This is a genomic window from Streptomyces nogalater (assembly GCF_039532885.1).
In the GTDB taxonomy this organism is placed as follows: Bacteria; Actinomycetota; Actinomycetes; order Streptomycetales; family Streptomycetaceae; genus Streptomyces; species Streptomyces nogalater.
In genome coordinates, this window is the sequence record NZ_BAAASM010000026.1 from 2,612 (window position 1) to 28,689 (window position 26,078).

Sequence of the window (26,078 nt, forward strand, 5' to 3'; positions counted from 1 at the left end):
GCAGACCGCCGGCGGCCGGGCCGCCACCGCCGTTGCCGGTCTGCCGCCTGGCCGCGGCCGCACCGGCGGCGGCCTGCGCGGCGGCCGGACCACCGGTCGACATGGGCCCGCCGGGCTTGCCCGGAACCGGCTTCTTGTCACCCTGGGCGACGTCCACCGGCAGCATGACCAGCGCGGTCGTACCACCGGAGTCGGACGGACGCAGCTGGATGCGGATGCCGTGCCGCTGCGAGAGCCGGCCGACCACGAACAGACCCATGCGGCGGGACACCGACACGTCCACGGTGGGCGGCGAGGCGAGCCGCTCGTTGATCGCCGCCAGGTCCTCGGGGGACAGGCCGATACCGGTGTCGTGGATCTCGATCAGGACGCGGCCGTCGGGCAGCGCGTGACCGGTCACCTTGACCTTGGTCTGCGGGGAGGAGAACGAGGTCGCGTTCTCCAGCAGCTCGGCGAGCAGGTGCACGAGGTCGTTGACGACCCGGCCGGCGACCTGGGTGGTGGGGACGGCGGCCAGCTCGATGCGCTCGTACTGCTCCACCTCGGACGCGGCGGCACGCAGCACGTCGACCAGCGGCACCGGCCGGGTCCAGCGACGGCCCGGCTCCTCACCGGCGAGCACGAGGAGGTTTTCGCCGTTACGGCGCATACGGGTGGCGAGGTGGTCCAGCTTGAACAGCGAGGACAGCTGGTCCGGGTCGGCCTCGCGGGACTCCAGCTCGGAGATCAGCGACAGCTGGCGCTGGATCAGACCCTGGGAACGGCGCGAGAGGTTGGTGAACATCGCGTTGACGTTGCCCCGCAGCAGGGCCTGCTCGGCGGCCAGGCGGACCGCCTCGCGGTGCACGTCGTCGAAGGCCGCGGCCACCTGGCCGATCTCGTCCCGGGAGTGCACACCGACCGACTCCACGGAGGTGTCCACGTCCTGCGGGTCGGACTCGGAGAGCTGCTTGACCAGCTCGGGCAGGCGGTCCTGGGCGACCTTGGTCGCGGTCTCCTGGAGCCGGCGCAGCGAGCGGATCATGGAGCGGGCCACGACGAACGCGCCGACCAGCGAGACACCGAGCACGAGCAGGATCAGCGCACCGGAGATGATGGCGTCACGCTGGGTGGCGCTCTTCAGCTCGCGGGCCTTCTGCTCCATCTCCTCCAGGAGCGTGTGCTCGATCTTCTTCATCTGCTCGATCTTGGTCGAGCTGTCGTCCACCCAGTCCTTGTAGGAGCGCGCCGGCAGTTGCTGGAGGCCGTCGGGGGACTCGAAGGAACGCTTGGCGTAGGTGTCGGCCGCCTCGATCGTCGGGTTGCCCTCGTCGATCGGCTTCAGCAGCTCCTCGGCGTTCTGATCGGCGTAGATCTTCCGGAAGATCGCCAGCTCGGAGTTCTCGCTCTCGTACGCCGACTGGCCGTAGAGGCGGTCGTTCTCGGAGAGGTCGCCCTTGGTGGCGGGGGTGGCCGGCAGCGCGGCGGCGATCATGGCCCGCTGTACGGAGGCGTACTCCTTGGCGGTGGAGAAGGCCGCCAGGGCGCGGGTACGGGAGATCATCTCCGGGTTGCTGGACGCCTCGGCCATGTCCTGGGACAGGCCGATCAGCTGGGTGATGAGCCGGTGGTACGACTCCACCGTCTGGGTGGCGTTGCGCTCGGAGTCGTACGCCTTCTGGCGGATCTTGGCGAGGTCGTCCAGCTGGTTGGCGAGACCGACGAGCGCGTCGCGCACGCCCTGGAGCTTGCCGTCCTTGCTCGCCGCGTCGATCTTCTCGGAGTCGTCCAGGAAGTCGTCGCGGGCCCGGTCGGTCTTCTGCTGGTAGGCCTTGATCTGGTAGTCGTTCGCGTTCAGACCGCCGTGCGCCAGCGGGCCGGCGGACTGGTCGCGCTCCTCCTGGAGCGCCGCGGCCAGCTCGGTGGCCTGCTTGGTCATCTCCGTCAGCAGCTTCATGTTGTCGAGCTGCTGGATGTCGTTCAGGTTCTCGTTGATACGCAGGGCGCCCAGCGAGGTGGCCGCCACCACGGGGAGCGCGAGCAGCGAGACCAGGCGGGTGGAGATGCGCCAGTTGCGCAGGTGCAGCCGGGAACCGGAGCTGACGGAGCCGCCCGGGGCGGGCTTCACGGTCGGCGTGGGGGCGCCGGAGGGAGCGGTCTTCGCGGGGGCCGACGGGGCGGGGGAGCCGGGGCGTCCGCCGCCGTCCTTCGCCGGGGCCGGGCCCGGGCTCTGGGCGTGCTGGGGCGTCGAACCGCGGTCGGCCCCGCCGTGCGGCTCCGGCTCCGCCGAAGCGCTGCCATCCCTCTTGAAACGTCCCTGCACTAGCGTCGCAACCTCTGGACCAGGCGCCCCTCCGCGTGAACGGAGGGACACGGTGTCGGCGTTGTGGAGAGCGCCCTGAATACGCCCCCCGGGTGGTCTTGAGTGACCGGCGCTGGCTTCCCCCTGTCTCGCCGCCACTCGGCGCTGTGTCGCGCCCCCTGTGCGCCGGCTCGATCCCGCGGCGGTCCGTGGAATTCCAGCACAGTGCAGGATCTCCAACAAGGGCGACGGGGTGAGCTGTGACCTCTGTGACAACCTGTGAGTGGTGGATTACCAGCCGTGGAGTCATATTCGGTCGATAACGGGCATATTTCGGCGAGTCGCCGGTCGTGGCCGGGTGTCCCAGTCGCCATGATCAGGAGCGGAATGGTCGCTTCAGGTGCCCAATGTCCGTTTCGTTAGGGCCGGTTGACGGCCGGAATTGACCGGTTTGCCCATGAGTTGGTGAGCAAACTCACACACTTCCCGGGGACGGTTGGCGACTTCGTCGGGGAATCGGATGTTTAGCCTGACGCTTTACAGGACGGGCGACTCTGCCAACCCACTCCACCAGAGGGCACAGGACGACAACGGTGAAGACGACGATGATGTTCCGCAAGATAGCCAACCCGCGACGCACGACCCTGGCGCACCTGAAGGACGCCGGCGAGCTGCACACGCCCGAGCTGCCGGAGCACCCCGTCGACCTCCCCGCCCAGACCGCCAACCCCCGGCGCACCGTCCTCATGGAGGTGCCGGTGGGCTCGGGGGCCCCGGCCGGCGAGTGACGGACGGCTTCACCGGGCGCGGCCGGAGGGATCCACGACGATCCCTCCGGCCGCGCTCGTATGTACACAGGTGTGCGCAGGCGTCCGCTCGTATGTGCGCAGGCGTCTGTACGCAGGCCTCTGTACGCAGGCGTCCGTACGCGCGGGCGTCCGGCCCGGCTCCGGCCGAGACGGGTCCCGGCCCGGCTCCGCCACGGCCGCCCAAACCCCGGTGACCCGCCTCTGACCTGCGGGGATACCCCCAGCAGCGGTGTGCTTCCTATAGCTCCGATAACCTGGGGCGTCAATACGCCGGTTCTCAGTGAGGGGCGCGAGCATCCCGTGCGCATCGCCAGGTTCTCCATCGACGGGAACGTAGCCTTCGGCGCGGTCGAGGGCGACAAGCAGGACGAACTCGTCCTCGACATCATCAAGGGCATCCCGTTCGCGGACTTCGAGCTGTCCGGGACGAAGGTGCCGCTCGGCAAAGTCAGGCTGCTCCCGCCGGTGCTGCCCAACAAGGTCGTGGCCTTCGGCCGCAACTACTCCGAGCACGCGCGCGAGCTGGGCAACGAGGTACCCGAGGCGCCGTTCGCCTTCTTCAAGCCGTCCACCTCGGTGATCGGCCCCGGCGACGAGATCCGGTACCCGTCGTTCTCCCAGGAGCTGCACCACGAGGCCGAGCTGGCCGTCGTCATCGGCCGCATGTGCCGCGAGGTCCCGCGCGACCGGGTGAAGGACGTCATCCTCGGCTACACCTGCGCCATCGACGTCACCGCCCGTGATGTGCAGAGGCGCGAGAAGCAGTGGGCCCGGGCCAAGGGCTTCGACAGCTCCTGCCCGCTCGGCCCCTGGGTGGAGACGGACCTGGACCTCGCCCGCGCGAACGACCTGACCATCCAGCTCACCGTCAACGGCGAGCAGCGCCAGCTCGGGCGCACGAGCGAGATGATCCACCCGATCGAGGATCTGATCGTCAACATCTCGGAGGCCATGACGCTGCTCCCCGGCGACGTCATCCTCACCGGAACCCCCGCGGGGGTCGGCCCCCTGAACGTCGGCGACGAGGTCGCCGTCACCATCGAAGGCATCGGCACTCTCACCAACAAGGTTGTCAAGCGTGGCTAGCGCATCCGCCCCCAAGCTCTCGGCTCCGCTCGAGCAGGGGGGACCCCCCTCAGCAGTCCGTGTCCGTTTCTGCCCCTCGCCCACCGGTAACCCGCACGTGGGCCTGGTGCGCACCGCCCTGTTCAACTGGGCTTTCGCCCGGCACCACGAGGGCACCCTGGTCTTCCGCATCGAGGACACCGACGCGGCCCGTGACTCCGAGGAGTCCTACAACCAGCTCCTCGACGCGATGCGCTGGCTCGGCTTCGACTGGGACGAGGGCCCCGAGGTCGGCGGCCCGCACGCGCCGTACCGCCAGTCGCAGCGGATGGACATCTACCAGGACGTCGCCCGCAAGCTCCTGGACGGCGGCTACGCCTACCACTGCTACTGCTCCCAGGAGGAGCTGGACACCCGCCGCGAGGCCGCCCGCGCCGCCGGCCGGCCCTCCGGCTACGACGGCCACTGCCGGGACCTGAGCGATGAGCAGGTCGAGCAGTACCGGGCGCAGGGCCGTGAGCCCATCGTCCGCTTCCGGATGCCGGACGAGACGATCACCTTCACCGACCTGGTCCGCGGCGAGCTGACCTTCACCCCGGAGAACGTGCCCGACTACGGCATCGTCCGGGCGAACGGCGCCCCGCTGTACACGCTGGTGAACCCGGTCGACGACGCGCTGATGGAGATCACCCACGTGCTGCGCGGCGAGGACCTGCTCTCCTCCACCCCGCGCCAGATCGCCCTGTACAAGGCGCTGATCGAGCTGGGCATCGCCAAGGAGGTCCCGCGGTTCGGCCACCTGCCGTACGTGATGGGCGAGGGCAACAAGAAGCTGTCCAAGCGCGACCCGCAGTCGTCGCTGAACCTCTACCGCGAGCAGGGCTTCCTGCCCGAGGGCCTGCTCAACTACCTCTCCCTGCTGGGCTGGTCGCTCTCCGCGGACCAGGACATCTTCACGATCGAGGAGATGGTCCGGGCCTTCGACATCTCCGATGTGAACCCCAACCCGGCCCGCTTCGACCTGAAGAAGTGCGAGGCGATCAACGGCGACCACATCCGCATGCTGGAGGTGAAGGAGTTCACCGAGCGCTGCCGGCCGTGGCTGAGGGCCCCGTTCGCGCCGTGGGCGCCGGAGGACTTCGACGAGGTCAAGTGGCAGGCGATCGCCCCGCACGCCCAGACCCGCCTGAAGGTCCTGTCGGAGATCACCGACAACGTCGACTTCCTGTTCCTGCCGGAGCCGGTCTTCGACGAGGCGAGCTGGACCAAGGCGATGAAGGAGGGCTCCGACGCCCTGCTGCGCACCGCCCGGGAGAAGCTGGAGGCGGCCGACTGGACCTCGGCCGAGGCGCTGAAGGAGGCCGTCCTGGCCGCCGGCGAGGCGCACGGTCTCAAGCTCGGCAAGGCCCAGGCCCCGGTCCGGGTGGCCGTCACCGGCCGCACCGTCGGCCTGCCGCTGTTCGAGTCCCTGGAGATCCTGGGCAAGGAGAAGACCCTGGCCAGGATCGACGCGGCCCTGGCCAAGCTGACCGCGTAAACCGGCCCACACGCCCGAGGGGCGGCACCCGGAACTCCGGGCGCCGCCCCTCACGCGTGTGCGCCACCGTGCGTCAGCACCTGGTGACCCCTCGGATCTACCGCGTTTCCCGGAACGGTGCGCGGTCCGGCGGTACCGTCGGTCGCATGACGATCAGAGCCGTCGTCTGGGACGTGGACGACACCCTCTTCGACTACACGAGCGCGGACCGGGAGGGCATGCGGGCCCATCTGCTGGCCGAGGGGCTGCTCGCCGCGTACGGCGAGGTGGAGCGGGCCCTGTCGCGCTGGCGGGAGATCACCGACGCCCAGTGGCTCCGGTTCTCCGCCGGGGAGGTGGACTTCGTCACACAGCGCCGCGACCGCACCCGGGTCTTCCTGGGCCGGGACCTGACCGACGACGAGGCCGACGCCTGGTTCGCGCGCTATCTGGCCCACTACGAGGCCGCCTGGAGCCTGTTCCCGGACGTCCTGCCCGCCCTGGACGCCCTCGCGGCCAGTCACCGGCACGCGGTGCTCTCCAACTCCAGCCTCACGGTCCAGGAGCACAAGCTGCGCACCCTCGGCCTCCTCGACCGCTTCGAATCCGTGCTGTGCGCCGTCGAGCTGGGCGTCTCCAAGCCGGAGGCCGGCGCCTTCCTCGCGGCCTGCGAGGCACTGGGGTTGCCCCCGCACGAGGTGGCCTACGTCGGCGACCACCCGGAGATCGACGGCCGGGGCGCCGCCGAGGCCGGGCTGCTGTCCGTGTGGATCGACCGCGGGACCGTCCTCGTACGGCCCGCCGGAGAGCCCGTCGCGCACCGGATCTCGACCCTCGCCGAACTGCCCGCGCTGGTCCGCGCCGATACCCGTTTTGGAGCCCCGTCCACCTTCGGGTAATGTTCTTTCTGCGCCGAGGGGCGCGGGCCGAAAGGCCGAAGCCCCGAGGAGCAAGCTAGAACGAGATCCCCCCGCAGGGGCTTGAGTTCCAGTGGCCTATGGTGTAATTGGCAGCACGACTGATTCTGGTTCAGTTAGTCTTGGTTCGAGTCCAGGTAGGCCAGCTCGCAGAGCTTATCTGCAAAGCCCCCGTTGTGTAGCGGCCTAGCACGCTGCCCTCTCAAGGCAGTAGCGCCGGTTCGAATCCGGTCGGGGGTACTGATCTCGACCTTGTCGGGATCGCTAGGGCCCCCGTTGTGTAGCGGCCTAGCACGCCGCCCTCTCAAGGCGGTAGCGCCGGTTCGAATCCGGTCGGGGGTACTGACTGGTCTAAACCATCATTGGTCTATGGTGTAATTGGCAGCACGACTGATTCTGGTTCAGTTAGTCTTGGTTCGAGTCCAGGTAGACCAGCTCGGATCTGCGGCGTTGTACATTAAACGCTTGTAAGATCCACGCCCCCGTTGTGTAGCGGCCTAGCACGCCGCCCTCTCAAGGCGGTAGCGCCGGTTCGAATCCGGTCGGGGGTACGCACAGGGAAGGCCCTCCACCTCGGTGGAGGGCCTTCGCCGTATCTCCGGACCCACCGGACCTGCCGGACCTGCCGGATCTCTGGCCCTCGGCTCACTCGAAGCCGTACCGCCGCGCCGTCTCCTCCTCCTGGGCCAGCCGGTGCAGCGCCTGGAGCAGCGGCTCGTTGAGGATCGCCCCCAGGACCGCGAACTCCACCCGCTCCGCCTCCGACGGCTGCGTCTCCAGGTTGTCCAGGTCCAGGACGGCCGTGCGGTGCATCAACTCGGCGTACGGCGCGAGCCGTTCGGCGCCCCAGTCGTAGCCGAGCCGGCGGAACGCGGCCACCCCGACCACCAGCGAGCGGTACGCGGGGGAGAGGGACGCGAGCAGCTTGGCGTTCCGCCAGCCGAGCCGGTCCAGGAGCGCGGCGATCTCCTGGTGCGCGGCCCGGACGTACTCGTCGTCCTCGTCCGGCTCCGGCACCTGCGGCAGCGCCCACAGGGCCGCGCCCAGCCGCAGGGAGCGGCCCAGGGAGTCGTCGTCCACGTGCCCCAGCACCTCGCGCACGGTCGACACCGGCAGCCGGCCCACTTGGATCATCGCCCGCACCAGGCGCAGCCGGCGCAGGTGCTCCTCGTCGTACTCGGCCGTCGTGGCGTTGATCTGGCGGCCGGACGGCAACAGCCCTTCGCGGAGGTAGTACTTGATCGTCGCGGTGGACACACCGCTGCGTCTGCTCAGCTCGGCAAGCCGCATCCCTTGCGTCCTCTCTCGGATAGGAGCACTATCCAATCATCGGCTATTGGATAGCGTCGCTCACCGACAAGGGGAACGTCATGGTGTCCCGTACCACCGCCGACGCGCGGGGCGAGGTCGTCGTCCTGCTGATCGGCATGCGCATCAACCGTTTCCCGGCCGTGCGGCTGTGGCTGCCCGTGCTGCTGGGAATGTTCCGCATGCTGCGGGAACTGGAGCGGGATCCCGGCCGGGGCCTGCTGGGCAAGGTCCTGCTGACGGCGTCGCCGCGGACGTACTACGTCGTGCAGTACTGGGAGTCGAAGGAGAAGCTGTACGCCTACGCGACGGCGCCGGACGCGTTCCACCACAAGGCGTGGGCGCGGCTCAACCGCCTGGAGCGGGCCGGGAAGCTGCGCGGGCAGGTGGGGATATGGCACGAGTCGTACGTCGTGCCGGAAGGATCCTACGAGGCGGTCTACGGCGACATGCCGGCGTTCGGGCTGGCCGCCGCGCACGGCCAGGTTCCGCTGGAGAAGCGGGGCCGCTACGCCAAGGACCGGTTCGCCTACCGGTCGGGGGAGGGGGCGGGCGCCTAGCCGTCGGGGGGCGGAATGCCGCACCCCTGGAGGCGAAGACTCCGCCCCGCCCCCGGGAAGGGCCTGCCGCGGCGTTGAGGCGGCCCGAACCCGGGGCGGGGCGGACTGTCTCCCGCTGTCAGCCCGAGCGGCGCAGGGCCTCCGAGAGGCGGGCCGCCGCGTCGATGACCGCCTGGGCGTGCATACGGCCCGGGTGGCGGGTCAGGCGCTCGATGGGACCGGAGACGGAGACGGCGGCCACCACGCGGTTGGAGGGCCCGCGTACGGGCGCCGAGACGGACGCGACGCCCGGCTCGCGCTCGCCGATGGACTGGGCCCAGCCGCGCCGCCGTACGCCGGACAGGGCCGTCGCCGTGAAGCGGGCGCCCTGCAGTCCCCGGTGCAGCCGCTCCGGCTCCTCCCAGGCGAGCAGGATCTGCGCCGAGGAGCCCGCCTTCATGGTGAGCGTGGAGCCGACCGGGACGGTGTCCCGCAGGCCGGAGAGACGTTCCGCCGCGGCCACACAGATCCGCATGTCACCCTGGCGCCGGTAGAGCTGCGCGCTCTCGCCGGTGACATCGCGGAGGTGGGTGAGCACGGGGCCCGCCGTGGCCAGCAGGCGGTCCTCGCCCGCCGCCGCCGCGAGCTCGGCGAGGCGCGGTCCGAGGATGAACCGGCCCTGCATGTCGCGTGCCACCATGCGGTGGTGTTCCAGGGCCACGGCCAGGCGGTGGGCCGTGGGTCGTGCCAGTCCGGTGGCCCCGACCAGACCCGCGAGGGTGGCCGGACCGGACTCCAGGGCGCTCAGGACGAGGGCCGCCTTGTCCAGAACGCCGACGCCGCTACTGTTGTCCATGCAACGATACTCACGTCTCACTCTGTGAAACGCAAGTTCAATTTTCCGTGGAAAGCGCCACCCTGGAACCACACGGCGGCCCGAGGACCAACGGGCCTGGCGGTGGACGCCCGGAATCACGACGTTCAGGGGCCCCGGAAAGGGCAGCCACCGCTCCTCAAGATCTCTAGTTGGGTCGGTGGACGCTTGCCGGCCGGAGGGAAAGCGATGGGTAGGACACTCGCGGAGAAGGTCTGGGACGACCACGTCGTCCGGCGCGCCGAGGGCGAGCCCGACCTCCTCTACATCGATCTGCACCTGCTGCACGAGGTGACCAGCCCCCAGGCCTTCGACGGCCTGCGCAAGAGCGGCCGGAAGGTCCGCCGCCTCGACCTCACCATCGCGACCGAGGACCACAACACCCCCACCCTCGACATCGACAAGCCGATCGCCGACCCGGTCTCCCGCGCCCAGCTGGAGACCCTGCGCAAGAACTGCGCGGAGTTCGGTGTGCGGCTGCACCCGCTGGGCGACGTCGAGCAGGGCGTCGTCCACGTCGTCGGCCCGCAGCTGGGTCTGACCCAGCCCGGCACCACGGTCGTCTGCGGCGACTCGCACACCTCCACGCACGGTGCCTTCGGCGCGCTGGCGTTCGGCATCGGCACCTCGCAGGTCGAGCACGTACTGGCCACCCAGACGCTGCCCATGGCCCGCCCGAAGACCATGGCCATCACCGTCGAGGGCGAGCTGCCCGACGGCGTGACCGCCAAGGACCTGATCCTGGCGATCATCGCGAAGATCGGCACCGGCGGCGGCCAGGGCTACGTCCTGGAGTACCGCGGCCCCGCCATCGAGAAGCTCTCGATGGAGGCCCGGATGACCATCTGCAACATGTCGATCGAGGCCGGTGCCCGGGCCGGCATGATCGCCCCGGACGAGACCACCTTCGAGTACCTCAAGGGCCGCCCGCACGCCCCCGAGGGCGCCGACTGGGACGCGGCCGTGGCGTACTGGAAGACCCTGCGCACCGACGACGACGCCGTCTTCGACGCCGAGGTGGTCGTCGACGCCGCCGAGCTGTCGCCGTTCGTCACCTGGGGCACCAACCCCGGCCAGGGCGCGCCGCTTTCGGCGTCCGTCCCCGACCCGGCTTCGTACGAAGACGCTTCGGAGCGCCTGGCCGCCGAAAAGGCCCTGGAATACATGGGGTTGGCGGCCGGACAGCCGCTGCGCTCCATCACCGTGGACACCGTCTTCGTAGGCTCGTGCACCAACGGCCGCATCGAGGACCTGCGGGCCGCCGCCGGCATCCTGCGCGGCCGCAAAGTCGCCGACGGCGTACGGATGCTGGTCGTCCCCGGCTCCGCGCGGGTCGGTCTCCAGGCCGTCGCCGAGGGCCTGGACGTGGTCTTCAAGGAGGCCGGCGCCGAATGGCGGCACGCGGGCTGCTCGATGTGCCTCGGCATGAACCCCGACCAGCTGGCCCCGGGCGAGCGCTCCGCCTCCACCTCCAACCGCAACTTCGAGGGCCGGCAGGGCAAGGGCGGCCGTACGCACCTGGTGTCGCCGCAGGTCGCGGCGGCCACCGCCGTGCTGGGCCACCTGGCCTCCCCGGCCGACCTGACCGACGTCCCCGCGCCCGCTGGAGTCTGAGAACCATGGAAGCCTTCACCACCCACACCGGCCGGGCCGTCCCGCTGCGCCGCAGCAACGTCGACACCGACCAGATCATCCCCGCCCACTGGCTCAAGAAGGTCACCCGCGACGGCTTCGAGGACGGGCTGTTCGAGGCCTGGCGCAAGGACCCGGAGTTCGTGCTCAACCGGCCCGAGCGGCAGGGCGCCACGGTCCTGGTCGCCGGCCCCGACTTCGGCACCGGCTCCTCGCGCGAGCACGCCGTCTGGGCACTGCAGAACTACGGCTTCAAAGCCGTGATCTCCGCCCGCTTCGCCGACATCTTCCGCGGCAACTCGCTGAAGAACGGCCTGCTCACGGTGGTCCTGGACCAGAAGACCGTGGACGCCCTGTGGGAGCTGACGGAGGCCGACCCGACCGCGGAGGTCACGGTGGACCTTCAGACGCGTGAGGTGCGCGCCGCGGGCATCACCGCCTCTTTCGAGCTGGACGAGAACTCCCGCTGGCGGCTGCTGAACGGCCTGGACGACATCTCCATCACGCTGCGGAACGAGGCCGACATCGCCGCCTACGAGGCGGGGCGCCCCGCCTACAAGCCGCGGACCCTCCCGGTCTGATCCGGCGGCGGACCGGGCCCCCTCAGGGTCGGGTTTCGGCCACCTCGGCACCCCGTCTGTACCCCCGATCGCCACGATCGGGGGTACAGCCATGTCTGTCCCCGGACGCACCGGCGGCACCCTGCGGATTCTCTCAACTTCCCGTGTTACGAAGGCGGTTGGCTGGGTACGTGAGTGCTGTGTTCGGCTTCCACGCAAGTGCCTGGAAAGCCATTTGAGGCGCTAGTTGCCCCCCTGCGCAGGCGACAACTCGCCCCAGATGGCACAATCTGTGCATGGAACACGACGGCCAACTCCAGCTCTATACGGCGGTCGCGAACCAACTCAAGGAAGCGCACGCAAGGGTGCGCGCACTGCAAGTCCCGGAGGGCGTACGGGTGGCGCTGACCCGGAAGCTGCTGGTCATTACGGCCGCGGCCAAGCACGACCTCGCCGACGCGGCAAGGCGGCTCGATCGGTTCACGGCGGATCTCGACGCGGGTCGGATCCCCGAAGAGGACCGGTGAAACCGTTCGAAACGACCGAGTCCGTTGCGGCACAAGGGTGATAAGCCCGTTTCGTGTTTGATTTGCGGTATATATCTGCCTAACGTGCGAAAAAGCTTGAACACTTTCGTTCTGGCGATGTCTCCGAAGGGGAAGACGTGAACAAGGCGCAGCTCGTAGAAGCGATTGCCGACAAGTTGGGCGGCCGCCAGCAGGCCGCCGATGCTGTCGATCATGTCCTGGACGCCATCGTCCGCGCGGTCGTCGCGGGCGAGCGGGTCTCGGTCACCGGCTTCGGGTCCTTCGAGAAGGTGGACCGCCCCGCCCGTTACGCCCGTAACCCGCAGACCGGTGAGCGGGTTCGGGTCAAGAAGACCTCCGTGCCGCGCTTCCGCGCCGGTCAGGGCTTCAAGGACCTGGTGAGCGGCTCGAAGAAGCTCCCGCGTGGTGGCGAGGTGGCCGTCAAGAAGGCGCCGAAGGGCAGCCTGTCCGGCCCGCCGCCCACCATCGCCAAGGCCGCCGGCAAGAAGGCCGCCGCCAAGAAGACGACGGGTGCGGCGAAGAAGACCACGGCGAAGAAGGCGACGCCGGCGAAGAAGACGACGACGGCCGCCACCGCGAAGAAGACCACGGCGAAGAAGGCGCCCGCCAAGAAGACCACGGCGACCGCCAAGACCACCGCGGCCAAGAAGACCACCGCCAAGAAGGCCCCGGCGAAGAAGGTCACCGCGAAGAAGGCCCCGGCCAAGAAGTCGACGGCCCGCAAGACCACCGCCAAGAAGACGACCGCCCGCAAGGCGACGTCGTAAGGCCGCCAGGGCACTCACGCGCCGGGCCGGACTCCCCAGGGGAGCCCGGCCCGCGGCGTGTGCGGGGGCGGTTACAGGGTCTGCAGGGTGACGAGGGTGATCCGGGCCGCGTCCCCCTCGCCCTCCGTCTCGATCCGCACCCGCTGACCGGGGCGGAGCAGCAGCAGGCCGCCGGCGTCGAACGCGGCGGCGTCGAAGGGCACGGGGGTGCCGTCGTCCAGGAGCACCTGGCCGCTGCGGGTCTCCGGGTCGTAGGTGTACGCGGTCGCTTGCATGACCGTCAGCGTAGTGGCTGCGGCCGCGCGCCGTAGGCCCTCAGGAACCCGGGATCAGCAGCCCCGCCGACACCGCCGCCGTGAATGGGCCCACCCCGAGGGCCAGTGCCGCGCGCAGGTCGGCGCCGGTGTCCACGTCCTGCCGTACCGAATCGACCCCGGCCGACGCCAGTTCCGTCGCGCCGGAGGCCCGGTGGCGTGCCCGGGAATCCACCCCGAACGCCGGGCGCAATTCCCGGCCGCCGGTTGCCGCCAGCAAAGTCGTGCCCACCTCGGCCGCGTCCGGCAGAAAAGCCCGGGGGAATTCCGTGGCCGCGGCCAGCACCCGGGACAGTTCCGCGGGGCGAAGGGCCGGCAGATCGGCGTTCAGAGTCGCGACCGCGGCGCCGGGGCGATGGTGCCGCACGACCGCCGCGCCATGGGCCAGCGCGGCGTTCAGGCCGCCGCCGGCCACGTCCGGGACGATCCGCGCGCCGAGCGCCGCCAGTTCCCGGCCGGCCAGCTCGTCGTCCGTGACGACCGCCACATCCGACACCTCCGCGCAGGCCAGCGCCGCGGCCACCGTGTCCTGCGCGAACGCCAGCGCCAGCGTCGGGCGCACCCCGTCATGGGCGGTGTCCGCGAGCCTGCTCTTGGCCCGGGCCAGGGGCTTCAGCGGGATGACCAAGGTCCACTGCACCGGCGTACCGTCCCTCTCTCGTCCCGTTCATTGTCCCCGCGCTCCGAGGTGCCCGGGGGATGGGGGAGGGGCGCGGAGCTCGTTGCAAGGGTGGGGGCGGGAGACGGGCGGGCGTACGGTGTTCTCGACAGACCGGCGGCCCGGGGCCACACTTGTGCGGCCCCCGCCGGGGTGGCAGTCCTAGAGGAAGGTGTCCTTGTGCCCCGCCGCAGAATCGGCTTCTGGTACCGCTTCGCCGCGGTGATCTGCAAACCGCCGCTGGTGGTTCTGATCAAGCGGGACTGGCGTGGAATGGAGCACATTCCGGCCGAGGGCGGATTTATCACCGTGGTGAACCACAATTCCCACGTGGACCCCTTCGCATACGCGCACTATCAGTACAACACCGGACGGGTCCCGCGATTCCTGGCGAAGAGCGGCCTTTTCAAGAAGGGATTGGTCGGCGCCGCCATGCGCGGTACCGGACAGATCCCCGTCTATCGCGAATCGACCGACGCGCTCAGTGCGTTCCGGGCCGCCATCGACGCCGTCGAGCGCGGCGAGTGCGTCGCCTTCTACCCCGAGGGCACCCTCACCCGCGACCCGGACGGCTGGCCCATGACCGGCAAGACCGGCGCCGCCCGGGTCGCCCTGCAGACCAGGTGCCCGGTCGTCCCGGTCGCCCAGTGGGGCGCCAACGAACTGCTGCCCCCGTACGCCAAGAAGCCGAACCTCTTCCCGCGCAAGACGCACCGCGTCCTGGCGGGCCCGCCGGTGGACCTCTCCCGTTTCTACGGCAAGGAGATGACCCCGGACGTGCTGAAGGAGGCCACCGAGGTCATCATGGCGGCCATCACCCGGCTGCTGGAGGAGATCCGCGGCGAGAAGGCGCCCGAGACGCCGTACGACCCGCGCCGTGAGCGGATCGAGCAGCGGCGCCGCACCCAGGCGCAGGCACAGGCGCGGAACAGGCAGACGGAAGGGCAGACCAAGTGAGCGAGCCTGTGCGGGCGGCCGTGATGGGCACCGGTTCGTGGGGCACCGCCTTCGGCATGGTGCTCGCCGACGCCGGCTGCGACGTGACCCTGTGGGCCCGCCGGCCCCGGCTGGCCGAGGCGGTCAACTCCACCCGGACCAACCCCGACTACCTGCCCGGCGTGGAACTCCCCGAGAACCTGCGCGCCACCGCCGACGCGGCCGAGGCGCTCGCCGGCGCGGACTTCACCGTGCTCGCGATCCCCTCCCAGACCCTGCGCGAGAACCTCGCCGAGTGGTCCCCGCTGCTGGCCCCGGACACCGTCCTCGTCTCCCTGATGAAGGGCGTCGAACTCGGCTCCACCATGCGGATGAGCGAGGTCGTCGAGGACGTCGCCAAGGTCGGCGCCGACCGGATCGCCGTCGTCACCGGACCCAACCTGGCCCGCGAGATCGCCGCCCGCATGCCCGCCCTGGCCGTCGTCGCCTGCACCGACGAGCGGGTCGCCCAGCGGCTCCAGGCCGCCTGCCACACGCCGTACTTCCGGCCGTACACCAACACCGACGTGGTCGGCTGCGAACTCGCCGGCGCGGTCAAGAACGTCATCGGGCTCGCGGTCGGCATCGCCGACGGCATGGGGCTCGGCGACAACGCCAAGGGCTCGCTCATCACCCGCGGCCTCGCCGAGACCACCCGGCTCGGCCTGGCGATGGGCGCCGACCCGCTGACCTTCTCCGGACTGGCGGGCCTGGGCGACCTGGTGGCCACCTGCTCCTCGCCGCTGTCCCGCAACCACACCTTCGGCACCAACCTCGGCAAGGGCATGACCCTCCAGGAGACCATCGCGGTCACGAAGCAGACCGCCGAGGGCGTCAAGTCCTGCGAGTCCGTGCTGGATCTGGCCCGCCGGCACGGCGTCGACATGCCCATCACCGAGACGGTCGTGGAGATCGTGCACGAGGGCAAGTCCCCGGTCGCCGCGCTCAAGGAGCTGATGGCGCGCAGCGCCAAGCCCGAACGGCGCTGACACCGGCCCCGCAGGCCCCCCACCGGGCCGTCCGCGACGCTCCGCGACCATCCGTGCGACGCTGAGCGACGGCCCGGGAGCGCGCGCTGACTTGCCGTCTACCTACAGGTACGCTCAACGCGATATGAGCACCGAGAACCTTCCCCAGAGCCCCGAGCAGCCGGCGCGCAAGCCGCGCGTGGCCGTCGTGTTCGGCGGGCGCAGCTCCGAACACGGGATCTCCATGGTCACCGCAGGCGCGGTCCTCACGGCCATCGACCGGACGAAGTACGACGTCCTGCCGATCGGCATCACGCGGGAGGGCCGTTGGGTGCTCACCGCCGACGAGCCGGAGCGGATGGCCATCGCCGACCGTCGCACCCCCGAGGTCGCCGATCTCGCGGAGGAGCACGAGGGCGGCGTGGTGCTCCCCGTCGACCCCACCAGCCGTGAGGTCGTCTACAGCGAGCCCGGCTCCGTGCCCAAGGCGCTCGGCGAGGTCGACGTGGTCTTCCCGGTGCTCCACGGCCCCTACGGCGAGGACGGCACCCTCCAGGGCCTGCTGGAGTTGTCCGGGGTGCCCTACGTCGGCTCGGGCGTGCTCGCCTCGGCCGTCGGCCAGGACAAGGAGTACATGAAGCGGATCCTCGCCTCCTACGGGCTCAAGGTCGGCCCGTACCTGGTGATCCGCCCCCGCGAGTGGGACCGTGACGAGTCCGCCGTCCGCAAGAGGATCGTCGACTTCGCCGGCGAGCACGGCTGGCCGCTGTTCGTGAAGCCCGCGCGCGCGGGCTCGTCCATCGGCATCACCAAGGTCGACGGTCTCGCCGGACTGGACGAGGCCATCGCCGAAGCCCGGCGCCACGACCCGAAGATCCTGGTCGAGGCCGCCCTGCGGGGCCGCGAGATCGAGTGCGGCGTCCTGGAGTTCGAGGACGGCCCGCGCGCCTCCGTCCCGGCCGAGATCCCGCCGCCGGACGCGCACGCGTACTACGACTTCGAGGCCAAGTACATCGACTCCACCCCCGGCGTCGTCCCGGCCCCGCTCACCGAGGGGCAGACCGCCGAGGTGCGGCGGCTCGCGGTCGAGGCGTTCGAGGCGACCTCCTGCGAGGGCCTGGTCCGCGCGGACTTCTTCCTCACCGAGGACGGCGAGTTCGTGATCAACGAGATCAACACCATGCCCGGCTTCACGCCGATCTCGATGTACCCGCAGATGTGGCAGGCGACGGGCGTGGGCTACCCCGAACTGGTCGACCGTCTGGTGCAGGCGGCACTGCGCCGCCCGACCGGACTGCGCTGAGCCCGCGACCGGATCAGTGCCGCATGGAGGCGATCCCCTCCGGGATCGCCTTCTTCACGGCCGGTGCCAGGTCCATCAGCACCTGCGCGCTGTCGTCCGGCCCGGACAGCTTCTCCGGCAAGGTCACCTGCACATAGGCACGGCGCTCGGACGTGGTGAACCGCCACGTCCCGTCGTCCCGCTTCTCCATCAGCCAGTCGACGCCGTCGACCCCGCCGCCGATCGCGTTCGGGTCCTGCCCGACGGCCACCTTCGGATCGACCATCTTGGGGGGCCGGGGGATGCCGCAGCGCAGTATGATCGCCGGGCTTCCCCAGGCCGCCGTATAGGCGGACCGGGGCTCCGGGTCCCGGCGGGTGAGCCCGTCCACCTTCCGTGGCAGAGCCTTGTCCAGGTCCCGGCAGAGCGGGGCGGTCCGCGCGTCCGGGGTGGGCACCGCCACGGTGTCGCTGTCGTCCGCGGCGGAGCAGCCCGCGACCGCGAGGAGCAGGGCCACTGCGGGCAGGCCGAGAGGCCGGTGACGGAAGATGTTCACCGGCCAAGCGTAGACGGGGGCTACAGATGGACGACCGGGCAGGTCAGGGTGCGCGTGATGCCGTCCACCTGCTGGACCTTCGCTACCACCATGCGGCCGAGCTCGTCGACCGTGTCGGCCTGGGCGCGCACGATCACGTCGTACGGACCCGTCACGTCCTCGGCCTGGATCACTCCAGGGAGCTTGCTGATCGTCTCGGCGACGGTCGACGCCTTGCCGACCTCCGTCTGGATCAGGATGTACGCCTGTACCACGGAACCTCCAGGGCGGCCACGAGGATCATGTGGGGAAAAGGAACGCCACGGTATCGCGTCGCCGCGCCCCGCGGGGAGACCTCCGGGATGCGGGTTCGCGCGGCAGGGCGCGGGCACGGCGGACGTTGACGGTCACCTGGACCGTACGGACGGTCACCAACGGCCGCGTCGGCGGCCGGGGCGACCGCGACGACGGACACCTCGACCGTATCGGGGACACTGAAGACGCGCGACCGGGCACGGCACGGGAGAGAAGGGGAGCAAGGGACATGAAGGGCACTGTTGGTGAGCTCGGGGAGTTCGGGCTCATCAGGGAGCTCACCTCCCGTCTCACCACCACTGCGGCGGTCCGGGTCGGCCCCGGCGACGACGCCGCGGTGGTCGCCGCGCCGGACCGCCGGGTGGTGGCGAGCACCGACATCCTGCTGGAGGGCCGGCACTTCCGCCGCGACTGGTCCACCGCCTACGACGTGGGCCGCAAGGCCGCCGCGCAGAACCTCGCCGACATCGCCGCGATGGGCGCCGTGCCCACCGCGCTGCTGCTCGGCCTGGTCGTGCCCGCCGAACTGCCGGTCACCTGGCCCACCGAACTGATGGACGGCCTGCGCGACGAGTGCCAGGTCGCCGGCGCCTCCGTGGTCGGCGGGGACGTCGTACGCGGCGACACCATCATGGTGTCGATCACCGCGCTCGGCGATCTGCGCAACCACGAGCCCGTCACCCGGGCCGGCGCCCAGCCCGGCGACCTCGTGGCCGTCACCGGCTGGCTGGGCTGGTCCGCGGCCGGGTACGCGGTGCTCGTCCGCGGCTTCCGTTCGCCGCGCGCCTTCGTGGAGGCCCACCGGCGCCCCGAGCCGCCGTACCACGCGGGCCCGGCCGCCGCCGCGCTCGGCGCCACCGCGATGTGCGACGTGAGCGACGGGCTGATCGCCGACCTCGGGCACATCGCCGAGGCCAGCAAGGTCCGCATCGACATCCGTTCCGGCGCGATCGACATCCCCACGCAGATGCACGACATCGGCCAGGCCGTCGGCGTGGACCCGCTGCAGTGGGTGCTGTCCGGGGGAGAGGACCACGCGATCGTGGCCACCTTCCCGCCGGACGTCAAACTCCCGGCCCGCTGGAAGGTCATCGGCGAGGTCCTCAACCCCTCCGCGCTGCCCCAGGTCACGGTGGACGGGGCGCCCTGGACCAGCAAGGGCGGCTGGGACCACTTCGGGGACATCGAGTCATGATCCCCAGGGTGCTCACGGTGGCGGGCTCCGACTCCGGCGGCGGGGCGGGGATCCAGGCCGACCTGAAGACGATGCTGGCGCACGGCGTGCACGGCATGAGCGTGCTCACCGCGGTGACCGCGCAGAACTCCCTGGGCGTCCAGGGCGCCTGGGAACTGCCCGCGGCGGCGGTCCGCGCCCAGTACCGCAGCGTCGTGGACGACATCGGCGTCCAGGCCGTGAAGACCGGCATGCTGGCCTCCGCCGAACTGGTCGAGACGGTCGCCGGCTTGATCTCCGGCACGGACGCGCCGGCCGTGGTGGACCCGGTGGGCGTCTCCAAGCACGGTGACGCGCTGCTGGCCGCCTCCGCGCTGGACGCCGTCCGCACCAAGCTGCTGCCCGCGGCGACCGTGGCCACCCCCAACCTGGACGAGGTGGCCCAGCTCACGGGGATACGGGTGGAGTCCGAGGCGGACCTGCGCCGGGCCGCGGCGGCCGTGCTGGCCTACGGGCCGCGCTGGGTGCTGATCAAGGGCGGGCACCTGCCCGGGGACGCCGTGGACCTGCTCACCGACGGCTCCGAGGAGCACCTGCTGCGCGCCCCCCGGCACGACAACCGGCACACCCACGGCACCGGCTGCACCCTCGCCTCCGCGATCGCCTGCGGGCTGGCCCTGGGCAAGTCCGTACCGGAGGCGGTCACGGCGGCCAAGGAGTACGTCACCGGGGCCATCGCCGCCGGGTTCGCCCTGGGCGCCGGGATCGGACCGGTGGATCACGGGTGGCGGTTCAGGAACTGATCCCGCGCACGGGCACGGCAAAAAGCCGGTCCACCTCTCGGTGGACCGGCTCTGTGCAGCGAACCAGACAGTGGCCGCGCGCTCAGCTGAGCGTCAGCGCGAGACCTTGCCGGCCTTGATGCACGAGGTGCAAGCGTTCACGCGCTTCGGCGTCCCGCCGACCACGGTACGCACACGCTGGATGTTCGGGTTCCAGCGGCGGGACGTACGGCGGTGCGAGTGCGAGATGTTGTTGCCGAAGCCCGGCCCCTTGCCGCAGACGTCGCAGTTGGCAGCCACGGGTCACTCCAAAGACTTCAGATGCACTTACGGTTAATCCCGGCATGCCGGGATCAAGATCCTAGGATCTGAGATCTGAGTGGCGTTGCCAGGGGAACGGCCCGATCGGGATCGGGCAACCGGAGCAGCATACAACGGCTGCGCCAGTACAACGAAACTACCATGGCTGATCAGGCTCCCGCTCCCGGCCCGCTTCCGGAGGACACCGGTCCGGGGTCTACGCTGCCTCCCACGTACGGCCGGGTCAGGGAGGCGCAGGTGGCGCAGGTGCCGCAGACATTCTTCGATGCTCTCGCGGTGCGTACCTGGTGCTCCCTGGCGCTGCGCGCGCTGGGCGGGGCCCGCGAGGAGATCGACGCGATCAACGTCTACCCGGTGGCCGACGGCGACACCGGGACCAATCTGTATCTGACCCTGGAGTCGGCGGCCACGGCGGTGGAGGCGGTGTTCGCCGGGTACGAGACCGGCCGCGCGGAGCCGTCCCTCGGCGACGCGGCCCGCGCGATGGCCCACGGCGCGCTGATCGGGGCCCGGGGCAACTCCGGCACGATCCTGGCGCAGTTGCTGCGGGGCATGGCCCAGGTGCTCGCCGAGGCCGGCGAGACCTCTCCCGCCTCCCGCGCCGACGGCCCGGGGCTGGGGCTGGCCCTGCGACGGGCCGCCGACTCCGCCCGGCAGGCCGTGGCGCGCCCCGTCGAGGGCACGGTGCTGACGGTCGCGTCGGCCGCCGCCGACGCCGCCGAGCGGGCCGGGGGCGACTGCCGGACGGTCGCGCGGGCCGCCTACGCGGGCGCGCGGGCGGCCCTGGCGGCGACCCCGGACCAGCTGGGCGTGCTGCGCCGGGCCGGGGTGGTCGACGCGGGCGGCCGGGGGCTGGTCGCGGTGCTGGGGGCGCTGGTGGAGGCGGTCACGGGGGAGGCGATACGGGAGCCCGCGGGGAGCACCTCGGGAGCCGGGGCCGCGGGTACTGGCGGTTATGGTTCCGGTTCCGTTGGTCCCGCTGGTCCTGTCGGTTACGGTTCCGGGCCTGCCGGGGCGTGTGCCGCCGGTCGCGGGGCGGATCCGGCTCTCGGTGGCCATCGGGTCGAGGCCGAGGGTGACCGGGGCGAGGCCGAGGGGCCCGCCTTCGAGGTGATCTATCTGCTGGAGGCCGACGACGCGGCCGTGGCCCGGCTGCGCGCGCGGCTCGACGCCCTAGGGGACTCCCTGGTCGTGGTCGGCGGCGACGGACTGTGGAACGTCCATGTGCACGTAGACGACGCCGGCGCCGCCGTGGAGGCCGGCGTGGAGGCCGGCCGGCCCTACCGGATCCGGATCACGCACTTCGGGCACGGCGAGCCGCACCCCGGCCGCGAACGCCCCTCCCGCGCACCCGCCCAGCGAGCGGTCGTCGCCGTCGTACCCGGCGAGGGGCTGGCCGGGCTGTACGGCGAGGCCGGCGCGACCACGGTCCTCGCGCGCCCGGGGGAGCCGCCCGCCAGCGGGGAACTGGTGCAGGCGGTACGGCGGGCCCACGCGCGCGAGGTCGTCCTGCTGCCCAACGACGCCGAACTGCGCCACACGGCCGCCGCCGCGGCCGAGCAGGCCCGTACCGAGGGCGTCCGGGTGGCCCTGATCCCGACCCGCTCGGCGGTCCAGGGCATCGCCGCGCTCGCCGTGCACGAGCCGCGGCGCCGGTTCGACGAGGACGTGGTCCAGATGACCTCGGCGGCGGGTGCCACCCGGTACGCCGAGGTCGTCGTCGCCGAGCGCCAGTCCTGGACCACGGCCGGCATCTGCCAGGCCGGGGACGTGCTGGGCCTCATCGACGGTGACGTGGCGGTGATCGGCACGGACGTCACCGCCACCGCCCGCACCGTCCTGGACCGCATGCTCCAGTCCGGGGGCGAACTGGTCACCCTGGTCGTCGGCGACGAGGCACCGGAAACCGTCGCCGGGCACCTGGAGGCCCGGGTACGGGAGTCCTACCTGGCCGTGGACACGGTGGTGTACCACGGCGGCCGGCAGGGGGCGCTGCTGCTGATCGGCGTGGAGTGAGCGGCGGCAGCCGGCGGGCCGGCGGCCGTCCGCGCGGGTGAGCCGGAGGTGGCTCAGTCCCGTTCCGGGTCCGTTCCCTCCTGCGCCGCCTGGAGCATCTGGGCCGCCTCCGCGCGCCGTTCCCGGACCGTCTCGTCCCCGTCGTCGGCGCCCTCGTAGACCGCGAGCACCGCACGCGCGCGTGCCTCCGCCCGCTCCGGACGGCCGAGGTCGGCCTCCAGCCAGCCCGCGCCCAGCTCGGCGCCGGTACGGCCGTGCAGCCCGGTGGCACCGAGCGCGGCGAACACCGCCACGGCCCGGGTCATCTGCTCCAGCGCCGCCTCGAACGCGGCCCGGATCGCCGCGTCCTCGGCCTCCTCGGACGCCGAGCGGGCCAGCAGCTCGGCGAACTGCCGGTGCGTGTCGCCGAGTTCCGTGGCCAGCTCCGCCCGGTCCGCGCCCCGGGCCGCCGCCAGCGCCGTCTCGCACTCCCGCACCGCCTCCGTCATCAGCGCACGCGCGGGTGCGGCCCCGGACTCTTTGCCCAGCGCCAGCCAGGCCCGGGCGCGCAGCGAGCGGACCAGGAACGGGGCGTTGCCGAGCGCGCGCCACAGGTCGCCCGCGCGCGTGTAGGCCCGGTCCGCCTCCGCCGCGAGACCGGCGTTGCCCAGCGACTCGGCGGCGAGGTGGGCGAGCGTGGCGTGGTCCTGCTGCTCGGGCCAGTGCCGGGCCAGCTCGGCGGCCTTGAGCCGCTCCTCGGCGGCGGCCCGGTGCTCGCCCAGTTCGCCCAGGCAGTCCCCGAGCCACCAGCGGGCCTGGACCACCGCCTCGTCGCCGTGCGTGCCGGGGCTCAGGTCGGCCAGCGCGGACTGAAGTACCTCGGCGGCCTCCGCGTAGCGGCCCCGGCGCAGCAGGAACCCGCCCAGCTGCTGCCGTGCCCAGGCGCCCAGAGTGGCGCCCTCGCCCGCCTCGTCGGCCCAGTGCGCGGACTCCAGCGCGTGCCCGGCGGCCTCGGCGGGCGCGTCCAGGGCGCCGAGCACCTCGGCGAGCTGGAGGTGCAGCTGGGCCCGCCCGACCGGCTCCACGTACGGGCCGCCGTGCTCCAGCGCCGCCCGCAGCGCGCGTTCGGCCCCGGTGAGGTCACCGGCCTGGTGGGCGAGGGCGGCGACCTGGACCTCGTACTCGACGGCGAACCACGGCAGCCCGGCGGCCACGTACGCGTCGGCGGACCGCCGGAACAGCTCCGCCGCCCGCCGTGCGTCCCCGGTCATCCCGGCCAGCTCGGCGAGCATCCCCCGCGCCTCGGCGGCCCGCGCCGCCAGCCGCACATCGCCGTCGTCGTGCCCCTCGACCAGCGCCAGCACCTCCCGCACGGCCGCCTCGGCCTCGGCGGCCGCCTCCCGCAGACCCGTTCCGGGACGGCGGACCCCGGCACCTGCGGCGCGACCGTCCGCGCCGGTCCGCCGGGCGGCGACCGCCTGCTCCGCGTCCGCGCCGGTGTGCCGGGCGGCCCCACGCTCCGGGCCCGCGCCGGACGTCCGCGGGCCCGCGGCCTCCCGCCCGGTCGCCTCGTCGGTATGTGCTCCGTCCCCCACGGCGCCCGTACGGGGTCCGTCGGAGATCCCCTCCAAGTCCACACCCGTGTCACCCGCGTCCGCGCCGCCCATGTCCGCGTGGCCCGCGGCCCCGGTGCCGTCCTCGGCCGCCGCGTGGACCCGGCGCATCAGGACCCGGGCCCGGCTCATCACCACCGACGCCGTCTGGCGCACTCCCGTGCCCTCGTCGGCGTACAGGGCGAGCACCTCGTCGTACAGCCGGGTGACCGTGGTCAGGGCCGGCTCGACCTCCCCCGCCAGGGCACGGACGTACGCCGCACGCGCGCGTGCCGCGAGGGCCTCCCCGGGGTCGCCCGCCTGCGCGTACAGCCGTGCCGCGCGCTCGAAGAGGGGGATTCCCTCGGGGCCGCGGGCCATCGCCTCGTGGTCGGCGATCTCCGCGCGGTCGCGCGGCTCCAGCTCGGTGTCCCGGGCGGCCCGGGCGACCGCCGCCCACGCCTGGAGCGCGTGCGGACGCAGGGTCCCCGACTGCCGCCGCGCCTCGGCGAGCAGCGCGGGCAGTGCGGGCTCTCCGGCGGCCTCGGGCGCCGGGGGGAGGGCCGGTGGCGCCACGGCGGGCCGTGCCGCGCGCACGCCCAGCGGCAGCCGGTCCGCCAGCGGGCGCTGGTCCATCCGCGCCCGGATCCGGTCGCCGACGGCGAACGTGCCGTTGCGGTGGTCGAACCGCGCGGCGAGCTCCGTCGCCTCCACGCGCGCGTGCGCGGCGAGTTCCCCCGCGGTCCAGCTCCGCCCGGCCGGCCCCGGCACCCGCTGCCCGCCCAGGCCCCGCTCGGTCAGCCGGTCCATCAGCAGCGCCACCACGGCCAGGAACTCCAGCCTGCTGCGCGGATGCCCGGCGTCGGTGAAGTACGCCGGCCGCCCGGCCAGCAGCTCCAGGCCGCGCGCCTCGTTCCCGGTCAGCGCGCAGAACTCGACGTGGTCGGCGTACGCGGCCCGCATGCTCTCCATCGGGCGCACCAGCCGGAACCCGCGCAGATGGTGCGCGCGGGCCTCGTCCACCCGGCCGAGCCGAAGCAGCGGGGCCAGCGAGGAGGCCAGCACGGAGTGCGGCTCGTGCGCGCAGGCGAACTCGCCCTCCAGCACCGGCCGCCACAGCCGGAGCGCCTCGGCGTCCCGGCCGCACCGGACCTGCCAGACGCCCTGCGCGTGCAGCTCGCAGGCGGGGCAGTCGGCCATCGCGTCCCGGTCGGCGGCCAGCCACGCGGCGTAGGCCCGCCGCGCGCGCGGGATGTCCCCGATGTGCGCGGCCACACTGAACTCGGAGCTGCGCACCGCCCGCTCGGAGTGCCCGGCGAGCCGGTAGCGGCGCTCCATCTCGCCGAGCCACTTCTCGATCGAGGCGAGCGGTATGTGCGGCTGGTCCAGCATGCCCGCCGACATCCACTTGAAGGCCCAGTGCAGCGTGTGGGTCTCGTACTCGTCGAAGTCCTCGGGCCGTTCGTCCCACATGCGCAGCAGCCGCGCGAACGGGACGAACATCCTGTCCTTCTCGGAGCTGTAGTTGCAGACCTTCAGCAGATGTCCGAGCGCCTCGATCACGGCGAGCGGGACGTCCAGCCGCTCCGCCTCGGCGAGCAGCTCCTCCGCGCGCGCGTTGCGGGCCGGGCCCTCCGGTTCCTCGGAGTTCTCCGCCAGCGCCTGACGCAGCGCGTCGATGTCCGTGATCTCGCTCATCGTCCGTCCCCCTCCCCGTGGGCCGCCCCCGCGAGCAGCCCGATGAACGCCCGGTCGAGCGGCGCCGAGCCGGCCGGCCGCGGCGGGCGCCGCGCCGTCGGCGGCGCCTGCCCGTACGGCGCCTCGGTCGCGGTGCCGATCGGCTCCGGCTCGCCGGGCGGACCGATCCTGCGCACCAGCGGGTCCGGCTGGTTCACCCGGACGCCGTACGGCAGCGGCATGCCGAAGTCCCGGGCGGTCCACTCCACCGGCGGGGCCGCCGGTGTCCGGGCGCCGCGGCCGACCGCCCTGATCCGCCCGGCGACCACGAAGCAGGCCGGCAGCCCGGTGCCGAACCGGCCGAGGAAGACCGACCGGGCCTTACGCAGAGGGACCCGGGGGCCGGCGCAGAGGTGCCGGGCGAGCGGGTCCACCAGGCCACGCGGACCGACCTGGAAGCGGTGGAAGCGGTGGGCGCGGTGAGGTGGACGGGGGGCCTGGGATGCCTGTGGGCTGTGGGAATCCATCGTCACTGCGCCGCAGGGGGCGTGCGTGCGGCGCGGGGTCGGGCGGTCCCGGCGGGGCGGTGACCGCGAAGGATGGCCGGAGCGCGCCATCCTAGGCCCGGATCAGCGCGCCTGACCAGGAGTTTCCCTGATGTTTACGGCATCCCG

The 26,078-nt window shown here is 72.1% G+C and carries 25 protein-coding genes and 5 tRNA genes; 20 read left to right on the forward strand and 10 right to left on the reverse strand.

Features of this window, described 5'->3' with window-relative positions; genetic code table 11:
* The coding region (locus ABD350_RS18110; protein WP_344349187.1) for a sensor histidine kinase at positions 1-2,302 on the reverse strand (2,302 nt) is incomplete at its 3' end.
* 572 nt (positions 2,303-2,874) lie between these two features.
* Here ABD350_RS18110 and ABD350_RS18115 point away from each other — a divergent pair.
* The 9 genes from ABD350_RS18115 to ABD350_RS18155 all read left to right on the forward strand — a co-directional run bounded on the left by ABD350_RS18115 (position 2,875) and on the right by ABD350_RS18155 (position 7,139).
* A complete protein-coding gene (locus tag ABD350_RS18115; protein ID WP_189997648.1) occupies positions 2,875-3,069 on the forward strand; it encodes a hypothetical protein in 195 nt (64 codons plus the stop codon).
* 321 nt (positions 3,070-3,390) lie between these two features.
* Complete coding sequence (locus ABD350_RS18120) at positions 3,391-4,176, forward strand: fumarylacetoacetate hydrolase family protein (protein ID WP_344349188.1); 786 nt, start codon at positions 3,391-3,393, stop codon at positions 4,174-4,176.
* Positions 4,169-5,692 (forward strand): glutamate--tRNA ligase, encoded by a 1,524-nt coding sequence (gene gltX / locus ABD350_RS18125; RefSeq protein WP_344349190.1) that lies wholly within the window; start codon positions 4,169-4,171, stop codon positions 5,690-5,692. The genes ABD350_RS18120 and gltX overlap by 8 nt, the downstream gene beginning before the upstream one ends.
* 146 nt (positions 5,693-5,838) lie before the next feature.
* Positions 5,839-6,570 (forward strand): HAD family hydrolase, encoded by a 732-nt coding sequence (locus tag ABD350_RS18130; RefSeq protein WP_344349191.1) that lies wholly within the window; start codon positions 5,839-5,841, stop codon positions 6,568-6,570.
* 92 nt (positions 6,571-6,662) lie between these two features.
* Positions 6,663-6,734, forward strand: a tRNA-Gln gene (locus ABD350_RS18135).
* Between the two features lie 21 nt (positions 6,735-6,755).
* Positions 6,756-6,828: transfer RNA gene (locus ABD350_RS18140), tRNA-Glu, on the forward strand.
* A 29-nt stretch (positions 6,829-6,857) separates the two neighbouring features.
* Positions 6,858-6,930: transfer RNA gene (locus ABD350_RS18145), tRNA-Glu, on the forward strand.
* 21 nt (positions 6,931-6,951) lie between these two features.
* Positions 6,952-7,023 (forward strand) — tRNA-Gln (locus ABD350_RS18150).
* Between the two features lie 43 nt (positions 7,024-7,066).
* A tRNA-Glu gene (locus ABD350_RS18155) sits at positions 7,067-7,139 on the forward strand.
* Between the two features lie 94 nt (positions 7,140-7,233).
* On the opposite strand, the gene ABD350_RS18160 is transcribed toward ABD350_RS18155, so the two are convergent.
* Positions 7,234-7,878: a MerR family transcriptional regulator gene (locus ABD350_RS18160; RefSeq protein ID WP_344349192.1), complete on the reverse strand. Its 645-nt coding sequence runs from the start codon at positions 7,876-7,878 to the stop codon at positions 7,234-7,236.
* Positions 7,879-7,958: 80 nt separating this feature from the next.
* Between ABD350_RS18160 and ABD350_RS18165 the strand changes: the two genes are divergently transcribed.
* Complete coding sequence (locus tag ABD350_RS18165) at positions 7,959-8,456, forward strand: DUF4188 domain-containing protein (protein WP_344349193.1); 498 nt, start codon at positions 7,959-7,961, stop codon at positions 8,454-8,456.
* 118 nt (positions 8,457-8,574) lie between these two features.
* On the opposite strand, the gene ndgR is transcribed toward ABD350_RS18165, so the two are convergent.
* Positions 8,575-9,291 carry an IclR family transcriptional regulator NdgR gene (gene ndgR, locus ABD350_RS18170; protein WP_023546516.1) on the reverse strand — a complete coding sequence of 239 codons (717 nt, stop codon included), beginning with the start codon at positions 9,289-9,291 and terminating at the stop codon, positions 8,575-8,577.
* A 207-nt stretch (positions 9,292-9,498) separates the two neighbouring features.
* Between ndgR and leuC the strand changes: the two genes are divergently transcribed.
* From leuC to ABD350_RS18190, 4 genes are all read left to right on the forward strand, one after another.
* Positions 9,499-10,923, forward strand: a complete 1,425-nt coding sequence (gene leuC, locus ABD350_RS18175) for a 3-isopropylmalate dehydratase large subunit (protein WP_344349194.1) — start codon at positions 9,499-9,501, stop codon at positions 10,921-10,923.
* 5 nt (positions 10,924-10,928) lie between these two features.
* Positions 10,929-11,522 (forward strand): 3-isopropylmalate dehydratase small subunit, encoded by a 594-nt coding sequence (gene leuD, locus ABD350_RS18180; RefSeq protein WP_344349195.1) that lies wholly within the window; start codon positions 10,929-10,931, stop codon positions 11,520-11,522.
* A gap of 275 nt (positions 11,523-11,797) precedes the next feature.
* A complete protein-coding gene (locus tag ABD350_RS18185; protein ID WP_030785228.1) occupies positions 11,798-12,028 on the forward strand; it encodes an SCO5555 family protein in 231 nt (76 codons plus the stop codon).
* Positions 12,029-12,165: 137 nt separating this feature from the next.
* The gene (locus tag ABD350_RS18190; RefSeq protein ID WP_344349196.1) at positions 12,166-12,816 is read left to right on the forward strand and encodes an HU family DNA-binding protein; all 651 of its coding nucleotides are present in this window, start codon (positions 12,166-12,168) and stop codon (positions 12,814-12,816) included.
* A gap of 71 nt (positions 12,817-12,887) precedes the next feature.
* Here the strand turns inward: ABD350_RS18190 and ABD350_RS18195 are convergent, their stop codons facing one another.
* Positions 12,888-13,091: a hypothetical protein gene (locus tag ABD350_RS18195; RefSeq protein ID WP_030785223.1), complete on the reverse strand. Its 204-nt coding sequence runs from the start codon at positions 13,089-13,091 to the stop codon at positions 12,888-12,890.
* A 40-nt stretch (positions 13,092-13,131) separates the two neighbouring features.
* Positions 13,132-13,770 (reverse strand): 2-phospho-L-lactate guanylyltransferase, encoded by a 639-nt coding sequence (gene cofC, locus ABD350_RS18200; protein WP_344349197.1) that lies wholly within the window; start codon positions 13,768-13,770, stop codon positions 13,132-13,134.
* A gap of 198 nt (positions 13,771-13,968) precedes the next feature.
* Here cofC and ABD350_RS18205 point away from each other — a divergent pair, with 198 nt between their 5' ends.
* The 3 genes from ABD350_RS18205 (at position 13,969) to ABD350_RS18215 (ending at position 17,034) form a co-directional block, all read left to right on the forward strand.
* Positions 13,969-14,745: a lysophospholipid acyltransferase family protein gene (locus tag ABD350_RS18205; RefSeq protein ID WP_344349199.1), complete on the forward strand. Its 777-nt coding sequence runs from the start codon at positions 13,969-13,971 to the stop codon at positions 14,743-14,745.
* Complete coding sequence (locus ABD350_RS18210; protein WP_344349200.1) at positions 14,742-15,752, forward strand: NAD(P)H-dependent glycerol-3-phosphate dehydrogenase; 1,011 nt, start codon at positions 14,742-14,744, stop codon at positions 15,750-15,752. Before ABD350_RS18205 ends, ABD350_RS18210 begins: the two co-directional genes overlap by 4 nt.
* Before the next feature lie 124 nt (positions 15,753-15,876).
* Entirely contained in the window at positions 15,877-17,034 is a 1,158-nt protein-coding gene (locus ABD350_RS18215; RefSeq protein WP_344349201.1) for a D-alanine--D-alanine ligase family protein, read from the forward strand.
* Positions 17,035-17,047: 13 nt separating this feature from the next.
* Here ABD350_RS18215 and ABD350_RS18220 read toward each other — a convergent pair whose 3' ends face one another.
* Positions 17,048-17,569, reverse strand: coding sequence for a DUF3515 domain-containing protein (locus ABD350_RS18220; RefSeq protein ID WP_344349202.1), 522 nt, complete (start codon positions 17,567-17,569; stop codon positions 17,048-17,050).
* A gap of 20 nt (positions 17,570-17,589) precedes the next feature.
* Positions 17,590-17,823 carry an Lrp/AsnC family transcriptional regulator gene (locus tag ABD350_RS18225; protein WP_030612688.1) on the reverse strand — a complete coding sequence of 78 codons (234 nt, stop codon included), beginning with the start codon at positions 17,821-17,823 and terminating at the stop codon, positions 17,590-17,592.
* 269 nt (positions 17,824-18,092) lie between these two features.
* Here ABD350_RS18225 and ABD350_RS18230 point away from each other — a divergent pair, with 269 nt between their 5' ends.
* Together ABD350_RS18230 and thiD are read left to right on the forward strand one after the other, a co-directional pair.
* On the forward strand, positions 18,093-19,058 hold the full coding sequence (locus ABD350_RS18230; protein WP_344349203.1) for a thiamine-phosphate kinase: 966 nt from the start codon (positions 18,093-18,095) through the stop codon (positions 19,056-19,058).
* Positions 19,055-19,840 carry a bifunctional hydroxymethylpyrimidine kinase/phosphomethylpyrimidine kinase gene (gene thiD, locus ABD350_RS18235; protein ID WP_344349204.1) on the forward strand — a complete coding sequence of 262 codons (786 nt, stop codon included), beginning with the start codon at positions 19,055-19,057 and terminating at the stop codon, positions 19,838-19,840. Before ABD350_RS18230 ends, thiD begins: the two co-directional genes overlap by 4 nt.
* A gap of 93 nt (positions 19,841-19,933) precedes the next feature.
* Here the strand turns inward: thiD and rpmB are convergent, their stop codons facing one another.
* Positions 19,934-20,119: a 50S ribosomal protein L28 gene (gene rpmB, locus ABD350_RS18240; protein WP_003993230.1), complete on the reverse strand. Its 186-nt coding sequence runs from the start codon at positions 20,117-20,119 to the stop codon at positions 19,934-19,936.
* A gap of 258 nt (positions 20,120-20,377) precedes the next feature.
* Here rpmB and ABD350_RS18245 point away from each other — a divergent pair, with 258 nt between their 5' ends.
* Positions 20,378-22,156: a DAK2 domain-containing protein gene (locus ABD350_RS18245; RefSeq protein ID WP_344349205.1), complete on the forward strand. Its 1,779-nt coding sequence runs from the start codon at positions 20,378-20,380 to the stop codon at positions 22,154-22,156.
* Positions 22,157-22,209: 53 nt separating this feature from the next.
* Here the strand turns inward: ABD350_RS18245 and ABD350_RS18250 are convergent, their stop codons facing one another.
* On the reverse strand, positions 22,210-25,425 hold the full coding sequence (locus tag ABD350_RS18250) for a tetratricopeptide repeat protein (RefSeq protein WP_344349206.1): 3,216 nt from the start codon (positions 25,423-25,425) through the stop codon (positions 22,210-22,212).
* Positions 25,422-25,931, reverse strand: a complete 510-nt coding sequence (locus ABD350_RS37955; RefSeq protein WP_382467037.1) for a hypothetical protein — start codon at positions 25,929-25,931, stop codon at positions 25,422-25,424. The genes ABD350_RS18250 and ABD350_RS37955 overlap by 4 nt, the downstream gene beginning before the upstream one ends.
* Between the last annotated feature and the right edge of the window lie 147 nt (positions 25,932-26,078).